Source organism: Paenibacillus anseongensis, from assembly GCF_009757995.1.
Classification (GTDB): Bacteria; Bacillota; Bacilli; order Paenibacillales; family NBRC-103111; genus Paenibacillus_E; species Paenibacillus_E chondroitinus.
Map to the genome: position 1 here is coordinate 315,350 of NZ_WSEM01000020.1, position 15,166 is coordinate 330,515.

Here is a 15,166-nt window from a genome sequence, read left to right on the forward strand (position 1 = left end):
AAAGAGAGAACTGTCTTTTTCTGCAAAGGACAGCTTTTTGCAAAATAAGGACATGAAGGATGATGCATGTGTACTTGTGCAAAGAAACCAGATCCCTGCTGAACGAGGTTGCAACCGTCATTCATGGACCTGCGGCATGCTTTAAAATTCAATATTGGGGCGTAGATCCATGCCTATTCGATAACCAACCCCATAAACATTCTTTCTTTGAAGTCTGCTATGTCATTAGTGGAGATGGCGAATATACCGAAAATGGCGTCCTTTACCCGCTGCGCGCAGGCACTCACTTTTGCTCCAGACCTGGCATCAAACATCAAATCCGCACGCAAAAAGGGCTCTTTATTCTGTTTGTGGCATTTGAATTGGATGAAACACAAAGTGAAGATGCGATGCGAGATGCCTTTCAGGAGCTAGCTGAACATGCCGAGGTTTGTCTATATGATGGTGACCATCACCCGACGGCCCTCTTGTGGAAGTCTCTTTTGATTCGTGAGGATCATGGCAGCTTGCCCGCTGCAGCCGTTCCAACGTTAGCTTACACGCTTCTCGTGTCGTTTCTCAGCTTATTTGGTAAAGAAACCGGCAAACCTATGGTCATCCGTAAAAATACGAACATCCTGCTGCAGCGAGCTAAACTTTATATCCGCGACAACCTGTCTCAACCACTTCACCTTAGCGATGTCGCCGGCTATCTCAATGTTTCCGAGCGCCATCTTTCACGCTTATTTTCAGAGGGGATTCACGAAACCTATACGGATTTCATCCGCAGTGAGCGCATACGCCAAGCAGCCCACCTGCTGCTGACAAGTGAGCTGTCGATTAACGAAATTGCGGAGGTTACAGGCTTTTCATCCGTTCATTATTTTACTCATACGTTCAAAAAAGAAAAAAAGCTACCCCCCGGCAAGTTCCGCAAACAGGAACAAACCAGCAGGTAGCCTCAATGGCTATCGTGAGGCGGATCGACTGTAAACCAGCGGGTTAAGAGCGGTTGCCGCCAAATCGCCGGGCTTAGCGCCAGGAAACCACGCTTTCAAATCGCTTTCGCGCGCTTTACTATCCGGCTCCGCAATACGTAGTCCGTCCGCATAGTAGATGACCGTCATCACTTTGCGCATAGCATCCGTCGGGTTCCCAGGCGCACTGTGCAGCGTCCACCCGGCATGAAATGTTGCATCTCCGGCTTCCATAGCGCCATGGGACATCGTTTCATACCCTTTACCTTCAATATAACCTGCTAAAGTGCGGTGGGATTCATCGGAAATCACCATTTTGTTAATGTAACCAATGCGGTGAGACTCAGAAGCAAAGGTCATGGATCCTATTTCTTCGGAAATGGGCACCAGCGGCATCCACATCGTAATTGTTTTATCTGTATCCAGCGGCCAATAGATTTGGTCTTGATGCCAGGGGGTGTGTCCTCCATGAGGCTCTTTATACAAAGCCTGATCATGATAAATGCGCACGCCTTCTACGCCCATCAATTCCGCTGCTATTTTGGCGAATCTTTTGGCTAATACGAACCTGCGAGCCGCTTCGCTTTTTTCCCATAAGTTAGAAATTTGGATAAAAGCCTTGCCATACGTATCACGCTGTTCAACCGGTTTGTTATGATAATTCAGTTCCTTCACCAAATCGGTAATAACCGGCTCGTAAGAAGTGATTTCCGATGGGCTAGCTACCTGCCGAAGTAAAATATGCCCTTTCTGCTGATAGCTTTGGATCTGCTGCTCCGACAAGGTATAGCTGTCTTCCAAAGAGGGCAACGCTTGGGTATGGCTTGTTTCTTTCATGCTCATCTCGGATCACCTCAATTTGTATAATTATAGCTTTATTATAGGGTTCAAGCGGTTCCAAATCTTTGTCAAACAAGGTTATATTATTGTCAAAAACAACTGAAGTGGAAAGGATCTTCGATGCTAAGCGATTTTCTGAAACTACATCCCATCGTACCATTCGTTAGACAAAGCGACTTTGCCGTTCGTAAACCATGGTCTTATCCGGAGCGCAGATTGCTTGATTATTTATTGGTCTACATTCAAGAAGGCACTTGTTGTTTCCATGTCGATCATAAAAAATATACATTTAACGCAGGCCAGTTTTGCCTTGTACAGCCCGGCAGCCTGCTTTCTTTGGAAGGGTTAACGAATACTGTTACGCCGTATATCCATTTTGATCTCAGTTTTAACCCTGAACGTGAGCACAGTTTTCCTACCCGCCCAGGACAAATTGATTTATCGGCTTATCAGCATCTCTTACAGCCAACCATCAGAGACTTGTACGGGGTGGAAATGCCTGTGCAGGTTGAACCGTCCAAGCCGTTAAAATTGAAAGAAACACTGCTGCAAGTTATCGAGCAAGCCGAGAAGCAGGATCCGCTCATCCAACTTAAGACGCAGCATCTGGTTACTGAGATCATCCTCTCTTTATTAGAGACCTACTATCAAGAACCCTACACAGGGTCACAGTCGTTTGATTGGATTACTTCCTACTTTTCGCATCATTTAAGTGATCCTATCTCGTTGGCGGATATGGCCGCACGAGCGAATCTGTCGATCTCCCGATTCAGCATGGTGTTCAAACAGCGTTATGGCATCTCCCCTCACCAATATTTGATGAACATGCGGGTGAATCATGCCAAAGAATTGCTGACCCATACGGATCTTAGTCAGGAATCCATTGCCAGCTATTGCGGATTTGCGGATCTGCATCATTTCTCCAAAACCTTTAAGAAACGAACCGGTCTAACGCCAGGAGAGTTGAAAAAAAGCAAAATCCCCTTCATTCGAGCTTAACCACTCGAAAAAGGGGATTCTTTATTTCTTAGTTATTTCCTGGGAAATCGTTGAAATTAGTCGAAATAAACAGCTTTACCTGTTTTAGCGGATTCGTAGATTGCTTCCAGAATCTCAGAAACGACGCAAGCTTGCTCCGGAGTAACGACTGGATCTGTATCGTTTTCAATGGCTTGAATCCATAGACGCATTTCCAGATCCGGCGCGCTTTCCGTTGCGCCATCATAGAAGGCAACGCCTCCGGCATTCAGCTCAACCTCTGTTGTATACAAACGGCTGTGTTTTTCGCCGTTGATGCGAAGGCCATTTTTCATGTCCGCGCCGCCTTCTGTACCGCTAAGTGTACATTTAGCTTCGTCGACTTCCAGTGTATTCAGCGCCCAACTTGATTCTAGGATAATGGTTGCGCCATTTTTCATCGTAATCATCCCGAAAGCGGAATCTTCAACAGTAAACTTGGATGGATCCCAAGGGCCCCATGCGTTTGCAGCGTTTTCGCGTTGGGACAATTTATGATACGAAGTACCAAGAACAACCTTCGGCTCATAGTTGTTCATCATCCACAGCGTCAAATCGAGGGCATGCGTCCCGATATCAATCAAAGGACCTCCGCCTTGCTTCTCTTCATCAAGGAAAACGCCCCATGTCGGTACCGCGCGGCGGCGGATCGCATGAGCTTTTGCGAAATAAATATCGCCTAGCTCACCTTCCGAACAAAGTTGGTGCAGGTGTTGGCTGTCGCTGCGGAAGCGATTGTTGTAACCGACGGTCAATTTTTTGCCTGTGCGTTTCGCTGCTTCTACCATTCGGCGAGCATCCGCTGCTGTTTTGGCCATCGGCTTCTCGGACATTACGTGTTTACCGGCTTCCAATGCCGCAATCGTAATCTCTGCATGCGAATCATTTGGTGTACAAACATGAACGATATCAATTGTGCTGTCTTTCAGAAGTTCACGGTAATCTTCATAGACGCGTGTTTCGCCTTTTCCATACTTGTCGGCAGCTTCTTGCGCTTTTTCAGGAATGATATCACAGAAAGCAACCATTTCTACGTTTTTTAATTTGTTCAAACTTGGCATATGTTTGCCGTTGGCAATGCCTCCACAGCCGATAATGGCGATTCGATACGTTTTGGACATGATGGTCCTCCTTAGGTTTTCGTCTGAGCTCGTACTATTTATCAGTATATCAAAAACCTGCAAAAATAAAATTTCTGATCTGGCGATAATTATATCCGATTGTGTTATCTGAACTTGCGAGAGATGAATCTAGGCAAAAAAATAAGCCCGGGTAGCTGTTTCACCAGCCCCCTAGGCTCCTTACTTTTTGATAATTGACGCCACCAGCTTATATCCGACCCCGCGAATCGAATCAATCTGTACGGATTGCTGATTCATCTCCAGCTTTTTGCGCAGCGAACTTACGTGAACATCCACGGTACGCTGTCCGCCGATATAATCAAAGCCCCAAACAATATTCATAAGATCGTCTCTCGTCACGACTACGCCTGGACGTTGTACGAGATACAGCAGTACCTCGAACTCTTTAGGTCTCAATGGAATCGATTCGCCATTCAGAACGACTTCATATTTCTCTGGATAGATGAAGAGCTCGCCGGCCTGAATGACTTTCTCATTCGTTCCCTGCTTGTCTACCGTGACATCCTCCGACATCGTTCTGCGCAATACGGCGGATACTCGTGCCAGCAACTCCGCTACACCAAAAGGCTTCGTGATATAATCATCCGCTCCGTGCTTCAAGCCTTGGACAACCTCATCTTCTGCATTGCGGGCCGTTAAGATAATCACTGGCGTGCTATTTCCTTTTTGTCTAAGCTTAGCCAGCACCTCAAACCCATTCAAGCCCGGCAGCATTATGTCCAAAATAATTAAATCATAGGACTGCTGAAGCGCTTCTTGCAGACCATCTCCACCATGATCCACAACTTTTGTATGATACCCTTCCTGGGAAAGATTGTACGATAACAATCGAGCCAAGGTAGGCTCGTCTTCAATAACTAATATTTTTTGTGCCATGGGATCCCCCGTATTTACAGTTTATTAACATTGCACATCCATATAATAACACAATTTTGCTACGTGAATGTAAATGTTGCATTTTCGCCATATAATTTAGTGGATGACTGGCAATTCAATGGTAAATCTCGTTCCAACTCCAACCTCGCTATCCACGCGAATGGTCCCTTTATGCAGCTCAACCAAATGTTTCACAATGGATAAGCCCAGTCCTGTTCCACCTGAACTTCGCGAACGAGCTTTGTCTACTCGGTAAAAGCGTTCAAAAATACGCGGTAAATCCTTCTTCGGAATCCCCATACCCGTATCGGAAACGATTAAACGCAGACGCTCGTAATCGCCTTCGCTATTCGGATCAAGCGGCTCAATCCGCAGCTTGACTTTGCCGCCTTCCTGCGTGTACGCAATACCATTGGAGAGAAGATTGATAATAATTTGGCGCAGGCGATCTTCATCCGCTTCAATATACATATCTTCATCAACCTGCAACCCCAGCTCGATATGCTTTTTCTCCGCTTCTTTCCTTAACACGTTCAGCGATCTTTCCAGAAATTCAGGTAAATAAATCGGCGAAAAATTCATTGGAATCCGCTTGGATTCAATTTTGGACAGCTCGAGAATATCCCCAATCAACCGGTTCAACCGTTCGCTCTCATCAAAAATAATTTGCAGGAACGATACCGCCGTTTCCTTATCATTCAGCGCCCCTGCCAGCAGTGTCTCAGCGAAACCCTTGACTGCGGCAATCGGCGTCTTGAGCTCATGGGATACATTCGCAACAAATTCGCTTCTCATCCGCTCAAGCCTGCGAACAGCCGTGATATCATGAATCACGATCAGTACCCCTGACCATTCCTCGTCTTCATGGGCAATTGGACTTAAATGAATATCCAGAATGCGCTCGGCCGGATAATAGAAAATCATTTCGTCACGGATGGATTCGCGCGTCTCTATACATTCCTGAATCAGCTTCGTAAACTCAAACTGCTGCTTGGCTTCATTATATCTTTTCCCCAATAGTTCCTGTGAAGAAAAGCCCAAAATATATTCAGCTGAAGGATTTAACAGCATAATCCGCTCTTCCCGGTCAATCATCATAATGCCGCTCAGCATATTTTCCATAACGCCCTGGAGTCTGCGTTCATTCTCCTGAATCCGCGCCATTTGCTGCTGCAAGCTTTCGGACATCCGATTGATGGCCTGCCCTAGCTGCCCAACTTCATCATTGCTGTAAGCCGGAACACGAGATTCATAGTTCATATTCGTGATTTGCTGGGCGACTTTCGTCATTTTCTCAATTGGATGTGTAATCCCCTTCGCAATTCGATAGCTAACCAGACCGGCGATCACGAATAAGATCATCAAACCGACAATCAGAAAATACCACAAGCTGCGGATTGAATTATCCACTTGCTCCAGGCTCAACGAAATGCGTAAAAAGCCGGTTGTGACCTTCGACTCATTCTTCACGGGAATGGCGGCGTACAGCATCTTCTCATTCAGGGTATCACTGTATCGCGTAGCGTAACCTACACCGTTAGAAGCAGCTTCAGCAATTTCCGGACGAGTTAAATGGTTGTCCATTTGCTCTGGATTTTGATCGGAATCACCGATCACTTTGCCGTCTGCACGAACAAAGGTCAGCCGTTCATTCGTTGCTGCTTTAATCCGTTTGGCTTGTTCGGAGAAATAAGATACCAATTCAGGTTCTGATCCCATCCTGCCCCAATCTCCCGTCGCTACAAGGACATGCAGCTCGCGCTCCATATTTTCCTCCAGGGACTTCACATGAGAATCCTCAAGTACTTTTGCCATAAAGATACCGGCAAGCAGCATGGATGAACCAATCAATACAATCAAAATAAATGTTAGTTTGGCACGGAATTTCGTCATCTGTTTATCTTGCCTCCGATAGATCAAGTCTGAATTCAAAGAGAAAAGGGCTACTCTACATAGTAACCCCTTCTCCCGTACCAAATCCAGTTATTTAATTGTAAAGATGAAAAAGTGCAAAAGCAATAAACCTTTAAGCTTATTTAAAAACAGGCTCTTTCAACGCTGACAGCTTCTCAAATGCGTTTTTCTCAACGTCCGCATGCAAGCTGTTGCCATGTGAATCCATCGTTACGATGGCTGCGAAACCTTCTGTCTCCAAATGCCACATCGCTTCTGGAATACCGAATTCCATGAAATCAACGCCTTCTACCTTCTTAAAGCATTGAGCGTAGTATTGCGCCGCACCACCAATAGCGTTCAAATAAACACCGCCATGATCTTGCAAAGCAGCCAATGTTTTCGGACCCATTCCGCCTTTTCCAATAACCGCACGAATCCCGAACTTCTTGATGATATCACCTTGGTAAGGCTCCTCACGAATACTTGTCGTCGGGCCGGCCGCTTTCACATGCCACTCACCGGCTTCATCCTTGCTCATAACCGGTCCACAGTGGTAAATTGCTGCACCATTCAAATCGAGCGGAGCATCGTGATCCATCAAATATTTGTGCAGCGCATCGCGTCCTGTATGCATCGTACCGTTAATAACGACCACGTCGCCAACTTTCAGACTGCGAATCTGCTCTTCGGAAATCGGAGTCGTCAAGACGATCTCGCGACGCTCATCTTCTTTCACATTTTTCGCAGCTTCCGCACTCGCCTCAAAAGCTTCCTGGAAGGAGACTTCGCTTCCTCTCGGATACGACCAGCCGTTGATTTCGCCAGTTTCGGGATTAAGAAGCACGCCTTGACGGCGGAACGCCCAACAGTTGTAGGCAACGGAAACGAAGAAACTAGCTGGCAAGCGGTTAGCCACGCCAACTTTACAGCCTAGCAATGTCACTTGCCCGCCGAAGCCCATTGTACCAATTCCCAGTGTATTCGCATGCTCCATCACATACTCTTCAACTTTCCGAAGCTCAGGATGCGGGTTCACGTCATCAACATGGCGGAACAATTGATGTTTCGCCAGCTCGTAACCGCTAGTCCGATCGCCGCCGATGCCAACGCCAATAAAGCCTGCGCTGCACCCTTGCCCTTGTGCTTGGTACACGGCATGCATGATACATTTGCGGATTCCGTCAAGATCGCGCCCGGCTTTGCCTACGCCTTCCAAATCAGCTGGCAGGCTGTATTGAATATTTTTATTTTCACAGCCGCCGCCCTTAAGGATCAGCTTCACTTCTACTTCATCACGTTCCCATTGCTCAAAATGAATAACCGGAGTTCCAGGTCCCAAATTGTCGCCGGTATTGGCGCCTGTTAAGGAATCCACCGAATTCGTACGAAGCTTGCTTGCTTTAGTCGCATTAGCAACGGCTTCAAGAATCTGCTTCTTCATAATAATTTGGTTTGCCCCAACCGGACAGTGTATAATAAACGTTGGCATGCCTGTATCTTGGCAAATCGGAGAGACATTGCATTCCGCCATATGAATGTTATCGGCAATACGGGATAAGGAGAGCGCTGAGCGAGTTCCTTTGTCTTCTTTTTCGCTTGCGGCTTGTACCGCACGACGTACATCACCCGGAAGGTTTGTGGACGTTTCGACAATTAGATCGTAGACGCTTTGATAAAAATGCTGCATGACTAAAAATGGCTCCTCTCGACTTAACAAATAATAATAATTACAAACTATTATACCATATAAGGAGTTACGCTGACATGTCCAAAAGAATCGGGATTACGATTCTGCTGAGTCTGATAGGACTCACGCTTCTGCTTACGCCGCTCTCCGCTAAGCGATCTCAAGATATCTACTATCAGGATCAAGTTGCTGTCCTCATGTATCATCATATCCATGAAACTGATACAAGCTCCAGCACCATTACATCCTCGCTGTTTCAAAATCAGCTGCAGTATTTACTAAGCAAAGGCTATCATTTTATTTCACTGAATGAATTCAAGCAATATTTGGCTGGAGCCACAGTACCTTCCAATGCAGTCCTTGTGACGTTTGATGATGGGTATCAGAGCTTTTATACCGGGGCTTATCCGATTTTGAAAAGCTTGCGAGTTCCCGCTGTCAATTTTGTTATCACGCATGATTTGGCCGATCCGCTGGCATCCTATATTCCTTCGATGTCCAAAGAGCAAATCAGTGAAATGACCCATGCGACGAACTTCATCGATATCGGGTGCCACACCGATAGCTTGCATAACAAGCTGCCGAGCGGTGATGCTGCGCTTGTCGGCCGCATGGATGGAGAAAACGACGACGCCTACAAGCAGCGCGTGTTGCAGGATACACAAGCTTGCGTCGGCAAGCTTGCAGGGCTTACGGATGCGCCGCTCGACGTCATGGCGTATCCATACGGCATCACGTCGCCTGCGGCGACGGAACAAATTCAGAAGGCGGGCATCCGCTACGCCTTCACGATCTCCCCCGAGATGGCGACGCGCAGCGCCGACCATCTGCTGATCCCGCGGATCAACGCGGGCAGCCCCGGCATCACGCCGGAGCTGCTGGACCGCTCGATCCAGCGCCGCATTCAGGCGCAGCCGGGCAGCGCCCCGCTGCGCGTTGACGCGGCCGCTGCCGTAGCGCAGCTCGGCGGCAGCGCAAGTGCAGAAGGCGGAGCGCTTCGCCTCCGCCTGGGGCAAGAGGCATTCACCCTGCAGGTGAATGCGGCTGAGGCCACGCGTGGATCGGCGCGCGTGAAGCTGAAGGAGCCCGTGCTCCGCGAGCACGGGCAGGTCACGATCGCGCTCGAGGATTTGAGCGCGCTGATCGAGCTGCCGCTCGTCTACACCCCGGCCACCGGAACGGTGGCTGCGCGGGTGGTGCCGAGCGTGAAATCAAACTGAAGGAGTACAGGAACCTCATGAATCATCACTTTTTTGCCTATTTGTACCGCCTCAAATATATTGACCGTTGGAGCCTCATGTGGAACATGCGCAGGGAAAACGTAGCTGAGCATTCTTTCTACGTCTCCACGATCGCGCATATGCTTTGTACGATCGCTAATGAAGTCTATGGCCGCAATGTCCCAACGGATCGCGTTGTTTCCATCGCATTGTTCCACGATGCGTCTGAAGTATTAACAGGCGATATCCCTCAGCCTGTCAAACACAACAACGAGCAGATCCTGCGCAACTTCCGTGAAATCGAAGATGTCGCTGTAGAGCGGCTCATTCAGACGATTCCACCGGAAATTAGCGACATCTACCGCAAGCTGATTCAGGAACCGGATCCTGAGCTCTACCGCTGGGTGAAAGCTGCCGACTTGCTCGAGGCTTACATCAAGTGCTTAACGGAGCTTTCCACCGGCAACCGCGAATTCGTCGTTGCGAAGCAGCAAATTCTAGAAAGCTTGAAGAAAATGAATATGCCGGAAGTGGATTATTTCCTTGAACATATGAGCGCTTCGTTTGAGAAAACACTGGACGAAATTACGCTTAATCCAAGTCAAGGCGAGTAACACGCCTTAATGAAGAAGGGCTGTTCCAAACGTAGAAATCTCTACGTTTGGAACAGCCCCTTTATTTCTAAGCCAGTATTTGAGGATTCGTCATAAACAAAATAGCAACTACTACAGCTACTGCCGCAATCCAGCTGAATGTTTTGATTTTCGCAGCATCAGTTGCCGTGCTGTTTCCTGCCTTGGCGTTAGCTACCAACTTCTTCATTCTTCCGCCGATCATGCCAGTCACCGCTCCAACGATAAGCAGTAAAACAACAGCCAGCACCATCCACAATACAGAAGCATCAACTTTGGAAACCATAGCTCCGCCCGTGATGAAGGTCACAATTAATGAAAATTGTCCAATGCGATTTAACGTAGACAGCAGCCCCATAAAGCCCTCTAATGCAGCGCCAGTTAACGTTGCAGCACGTCCCACAATGAACGGGAACACGACGTATACGCCAAGCAGCAAGGCACTAAGCACATGTAAAAAAATCATGACTTGATACATTCTAATAACCTCCGCAATTTTGAATTAGAATCGTTCTTATCTAAGTATACCGAATACCTATCTTGGGGACAAGAAAGCGATGTCAACAATTGTTCTTTTTCACCATATCTCCATATAAATGTGACCAACTCTGTCATAACTAGCCCAATCAACCAGTTCAGGCTCTAATCTCTTGATCCGTACATAACCCGGCGGGTTGGTGATGGGATACTTCATCTTTAGCGCTTCTTAATAGTCTCTTTGCTTTTTCATTGGATGAAATCCAACGAAAGTGTCCGTTTTGATCATAATTTCTCCTTTCCATTGGATCAAATCCAATGGAACCCCCTAAAAGCACCTCAATAAATGGCAAACTCGAACACCTCATTGGATTTCGTCCAACGAGTTGATCAATTAAGCCATTATACATGCCCTCTTATTGGAATTCATCCAATGAAAACTGTCTGTCTGTCTGTCTGTCTGTCTGTCAGAGAAGAGAACTGCGGCATCCTATGCATTCAACAAAAAAGAGCCAATCCCCTTGTGGGAGACCGACTCTTCGCTTGTTATCTCATTAGCCTGTTACAACTTTAATTACGCTGCGAACAGACGCTGCTGTTTTGTCCAAAGCTGATTTTTCTGCCTCAGTCAGTTCGATATCCATAATTTTCTCGATACCATTCCCACCAAGGACAGTCAGAACGCCCATGAACAAGTTATCATAGCCATATTCGCCTTCAAGAAGAGCGATTGTAGGAATGATACGTTTTTTATCTTTTAAAATAGCTTCAGTCATTTGCACAAGGGACGCTGCTGGCGCGTAGTATGCACTACCGTTACCAAGCAGGTTAACAATCTCCCCGCCGCCCGTACGAGTCCGTTGTACAATGGCTTCAATACGGTCAGCTGGAATCAGCTTCTCAATTGGCACTCCGCCTGCGTAAGTGTAACGAACAAGTGGAACCATGTCATCGCCGTGTCCGCCGATTACAACTCCTTTAACGTCCTCAACCGATACATTCAACTCTTGTGAGATGAACGTCAAGTAACGAGCTGTATCCAGTACACCCGATTGGCCGATTACACGGTTTTTCGGGAAGCCCAGAGCTTGATAGGCAACATAAGTCATTGCATCAACTGGATTACTCAAGATGATAACGATGGAGTTCGGAGCCACTTCTTTTACGTTTTCACAAACGGATTTCACGATACCCGCATTCGTGTTTACCAGATCATCGCGGCTCATTCCCGGTTTACGGGCGATACCAGCGGTGATGATCACGATATCGGAATCAGCTGCATCTGCATAACTGGAAGTACCAGTGATTTGAGCGTCGTAACCTTGAACCGGGCCAGCTTCGAGCATGTCGAGCGCTTTCCCTTTTGTAGGGTTTTCCAATTGCGGGATATCTAGAAGAACAACATTACCAAGTTCTTTTTGAGCTAACATAAGAGCAGTTGTTGCTCCTGTGAAGCCTGCACCGACAACAGTAATTTTATTACGACGGATTGCCATTTGAGATGTGCCTCCTAATAATGATTAGTTATCGTACCCTTGGAGCGTTAAAAATGATTAAGCCATGTTTTTGATGATTTCGTTCGCGAATTCGGAGCATTTAATTTCAGTTGCGCCATCCATCAAGCGAGCAAAGTCATAAGTAACGGTTTTGTTGTTGATCGAAGTTTCCAAGCCTTTGTAGATCAATTGAGCTGCTTCCAACCAGCCAAGGTGCTCAAGAAGCATTACGCCGGAAAGGATTACGGAACCTGGGTTAACAACGTCAAGACCTGCGTATTTAGGAGCTGTACCATGTGTAGCTTCGAAGATCGCGTGACCTGTCAAGTAGTTGATGTTTGCTCCTGGAGCGATACCGATACCGCCTACTTGTGCAGCAAGTGCATCAGACAGGTAGTCACCGTTCAAGTTCAATGTTGCGATAACATCAAAATCAGTTGGACGTGTCAATACTTGTTGCAACGCGATGTCAGCAATCGCATCTTTTACGATGATTTTGCCAGCAGCTTCTGCATCTTTTTGAGCTTTGTTAGCTGCTTCTGCGCCTTGCTCTTCTTTGATGCGGTCGTATTGAGCCCATGTGAATGTTTTGTCGCCGAACTCACGCTCAGCCAACTCGTAACCCCAGTTTTTGAACGCGCCTTCTGTGAACTTCATGATGTTGCCTTTGTGGACCAATGTAACTGTTTTACGGCCATGTTTGATAGCATACTCAATAGCCGCGCGAACTAGGCGCTCAGAACCTTCGGAAGATACTGGTTTTACACCGATACCGGAAGTTTCTGGGAAACGGATTTTCTTAACGCCCATTTCGTTTTGCAAGAAGGAAATAACTTTCTTAACTGCGTCGGAACCAGCTTCCCACTCGATACCTGCATAGATATCTTCTGTGTTTTCACGGAAAATAACCATGTCAACCAACTCAGGACGTTTAACCGGTGAAGGTACGCCGTTGAAGTAACGAACTGGACGGGAACATACGTATAGATCAAGCTCTTGACGAAGCGCAACGTTCAGGGAACGAATACCGCCACCGATTGGTGTAGTCAGAGGTCCTTTGATGGACACGATGTATTCGCGCATAGCTGTTAGTGTATCGTTAGGCAACCAGTTGTTGAATTTGTTAAAAGCTTTCTCACCTGCGAAAACTTCGTACCAAGCGATTTTTTTCTCGCCTTTGTAAGCTTTCTCTACTGCAGCATCAAGAACGCGTACGGAAGCCGCCCAGATGTCAGGACCTGTACCGTCACCTTCAATGTAAGGAATGATTGGGTTGTTAGGTACTTGCAGAACGCCATTCTCGATGGTGATTTTTTGACCTTCTGTTGGCAGTTCGTAAGATTCGAATTGTGGCATGATAGTTCCTCCTAAGATTTGTTTAAAATAGCATTAATGAGTTAACTATGGTGCAAAACGCTGCATGCTTATGGCAGTCCCTTCCGACCGCTTGTTATAATCCATTTTCTTTGAACAATTTTCATATGTAAATAAATCGATTATAAAGGCGGGCACTACGTTTCTCCAGGCACTGCCAAGCACTCCACTAGCTACTTTACTACAAAGAGAACAATTTTAAAAATTTTTCTCGTCACCGTAGTAGAGGGCAGAAGAGTGGCAGACATACAAAAAGTGACGGGAGTTGCGGTACACCCCAGGGAACATAAGTCCCTGAAGCCGGGTACCGAACTGCCCGCACCTTGAGTTTACATCTAATCCAGACCCAATTAGCGAGCGCTAATCGGAATGTATTTTTGGTTAACCGGACCTGTATACTCAGCGCGAGGACGGATCAAGCGGTTGTTTTCGTACTGCTCAAGAATGTGTGCAGTCCAACCGGATGTACGGCTGATCGCGAAGATCGGTGTGAACAGGTCGCGCGGGATTTCAAGTGTTGTGTAGACGGAAGCGGAGTAGAAGTCTACATTCGGTTTCAAGCCTTTAAGTCCTGTCACCAGTTCATCCGCTTTGACGGACATTTCGTACCATTTCAGGTTGCCAGTCAATTTGCCAAGCTCGTAAGACATTTTTTGCAGGTGCTTCGCACGCGGATCTCCGTTTTTGTAAACACGGTGGCCGAAGCCCATGATTTTGTCTTTACGCTCTAATTTGCCGTTAATGTAAGGAACTACGTTCTCTACAGTACCGATCTCTTCCAGCATAGCCATAACAGCTTCGTTCGCACCACCGTGAAGAGGTCCTTTGAGCGTGCCGATAGCTGAAGTAATACCGGAGTAAATATCAGTAAGTGTTGCAACTGTTACGCGCGCCGCGAATGTCGATGCATTCAGTTCGTGGTCAGCGTGAAGCACTAACGCTTTGTCCAAAGCTTCAATCGCAACTTTGTCCGGCTCTTTGCCCGTCAATTGGTACAAGAAGTTAGCCGCTACGGAAGAATATCCTGGGGAAGCTAACGGTTCTTTACCTTCACGGATACGAGCGAATGCTGCAATGATTCCAGGGATTTGTGCTTGCAATTTGATCGCTTTACGAACGTTGGACTCTTGGCTCAAGTCGTTCGCTTCTTCATCGTACAGAGCAAGAGCGGAAACAGCCGTGCGAAGCGCAGCCATGGAATTAACATCTTTCGGGAATGTTTTCAACTGGTTGATCACCGCATCAGGCACCTTGCTATAAGCGTTCAGGTCGCTTTGCAGTTTCTCAAGCTCAGCTTGGTTAGGGAGTTTGCCGAACCAAAGCAAATAAATTACTTCTTCAAATGTCGCATTTTCTGCGAGGTCATCAATATCAATCCCGCGATATGTTAACACTCCATCTACAATGGAGCTAATCGACGAGGTCGTGGCTACAATTCCTTCTAAACCTTTGGTTGCAGTCATTGGAATCTCTCCTTAGCTACTCTATTAGCAAAAAATTGCTTTTTTCCTAACTTTAATAATAAAGTATTTTACTCGGTAAGTGAACAAAAG

Annotated in this window: 13 protein-coding genes; 4 read left to right on the plus strand and 9 right to left on the minus strand. The window is 46.8% G+C overall.

The window, feature by feature from the left end; genetic code table 11:
• The first annotated feature begins 59 nt into the window (after nt 1–59).
• The gene (locus GON05_RS25165) at nt 60–938 is read left to right on the plus strand and encodes an AraC family transcriptional regulator (protein ID WP_157322930.1); all 879 of its coding nucleotides are present in this window, start codon (nt 60–62) and stop codon (nt 936–938) included.
• A 9-nt stretch (nt 939–947) separates the two neighbouring features.
• On the opposite strand, the gene GON05_RS25170 is transcribed toward GON05_RS25165, so the two are convergent.
• Nucleotides 948–1,799, minus strand: coding sequence for a phytanoyl-CoA dioxygenase family protein (locus GON05_RS25170; RefSeq protein ID WP_246239420.1), 852 nt, complete (start codon nt 1,797–1,799; stop codon nt 948–950).
• Nucleotides 1,800–1,916: 117 nt separating this feature from the next.
• Between GON05_RS25170 and GON05_RS25175 the strand changes: the two genes are divergently transcribed.
• Nucleotides 1,917–2,795 carry a helix-turn-helix domain-containing protein gene (locus tag GON05_RS25175; protein WP_157322932.1) on the plus strand — a complete coding sequence of 293 codons (879 nt, stop codon included), beginning with the start codon at nt 1,917–1,919 and terminating at the stop codon, nt 2,793–2,795.
• 56 nt (nt 2,796–2,851) lie between these two features.
• Here the strand turns inward: GON05_RS25175 and GON05_RS25180 are convergent, their stop codons facing one another.
• The 4 genes from GON05_RS25180 to GON05_RS25195 form a co-directional block, all read right to left on the minus strand.
• The gene (locus GON05_RS25180) at nt 2,852–3,934 is read right to left on the minus strand and encodes a Gfo/Idh/MocA family protein (RefSeq protein WP_127457432.1); all 1,083 of its coding nucleotides are present in this window, start codon (nt 3,932–3,934) and stop codon (nt 2,852–2,854) included.
• A 180-nt stretch (nt 3,935–4,114) separates the two neighbouring features.
• A complete protein-coding gene (locus GON05_RS25185; RefSeq protein WP_127457431.1) occupies nt 4,115–4,831 on the minus strand; it encodes a response regulator transcription factor in 717 nt (238 codons plus the stop codon).
• Between the two features lie 96 nt (nt 4,832–4,927).
• On the minus strand, nt 4,928–6,724 hold the full coding sequence (gene pnpS, locus GON05_RS25190) for a two-component system histidine kinase PnpS (RefSeq protein WP_157322934.1): 1,797 nt from the start codon (nt 6,722–6,724) through the stop codon (nt 4,928–4,930).
• 139 nt (nt 6,725–6,863) lie between these two features.
• Complete coding sequence (locus GON05_RS25195) at nt 6,864–8,414, minus strand: fumarate hydratase (protein WP_157322936.1); 1,551 nt, start codon at nt 8,412–8,414, stop codon at nt 6,864–6,866.
• Nucleotides 8,415–8,491: 77 nt separating this feature from the next.
• On the opposite strand from GON05_RS25195, the gene GON05_RS25200 reads away from it, so the two are divergent.
• Both GON05_RS25200 and yfbR read left to right on the plus strand, forming a co-directional pair.
• Nucleotides 8,492–9,634 carry a polysaccharide deacetylase family protein gene (locus tag GON05_RS25200; RefSeq protein WP_157322937.1) on the plus strand — a complete coding sequence of 381 codons (1,143 nt, stop codon included), beginning with the start codon at nt 8,492–8,494 and terminating at the stop codon, nt 9,632–9,634.
• A 17-nt stretch (nt 9,635–9,651) separates the two neighbouring features.
• On the plus strand, nt 9,652–10,248 hold the full coding sequence (yfbR, locus tag GON05_RS25205; RefSeq protein ID WP_127457427.1) for a 5'-deoxynucleotidase: 597 nt from the start codon (nt 9,652–9,654) through the stop codon (nt 10,246–10,248).
• Between the two features lie 67 nt (nt 10,249–10,315).
• On the opposite strand, the gene GON05_RS25210 is transcribed toward yfbR, so the two are convergent.
• The 4 genes from GON05_RS25210 to citZ form a co-directional block, all read right to left on the minus strand.
• The gene (locus GON05_RS25210; protein WP_157322939.1) at nt 10,316–10,744 is read right to left on the minus strand and encodes a hypothetical protein; all 429 of its coding nucleotides are present in this window, start codon (nt 10,742–10,744) and stop codon (nt 10,316–10,318) included.
• A 553-nt stretch (nt 10,745–11,297) separates the two neighbouring features.
• A complete protein-coding gene (gene mdh / locus GON05_RS25215; RefSeq protein ID WP_157322941.1) occupies nt 11,298–12,239 on the minus strand; it encodes a malate dehydrogenase in 942 nt (313 codons plus the stop codon).
• A 57-nt stretch (nt 12,240–12,296) separates the two neighbouring features.
• Nucleotides 12,297–13,595 carry an NADP-dependent isocitrate dehydrogenase gene (icd, locus tag GON05_RS25220; RefSeq protein ID WP_127457424.1) on the minus strand — a complete coding sequence of 433 codons (1,299 nt, stop codon included), beginning with the start codon at nt 13,593–13,595 and terminating at the stop codon, nt 12,297–12,299.
• A gap of 368 nt (nt 13,596–13,963) precedes the next feature.
• A complete protein-coding gene (gene citZ, locus GON05_RS25225; protein WP_127457423.1) occupies nt 13,964–15,076 on the minus strand; it encodes a citrate synthase in 1,113 nt (370 codons plus the stop codon).
• Between the last annotated feature and the right edge of the window lie 90 nt (nt 15,077–15,166).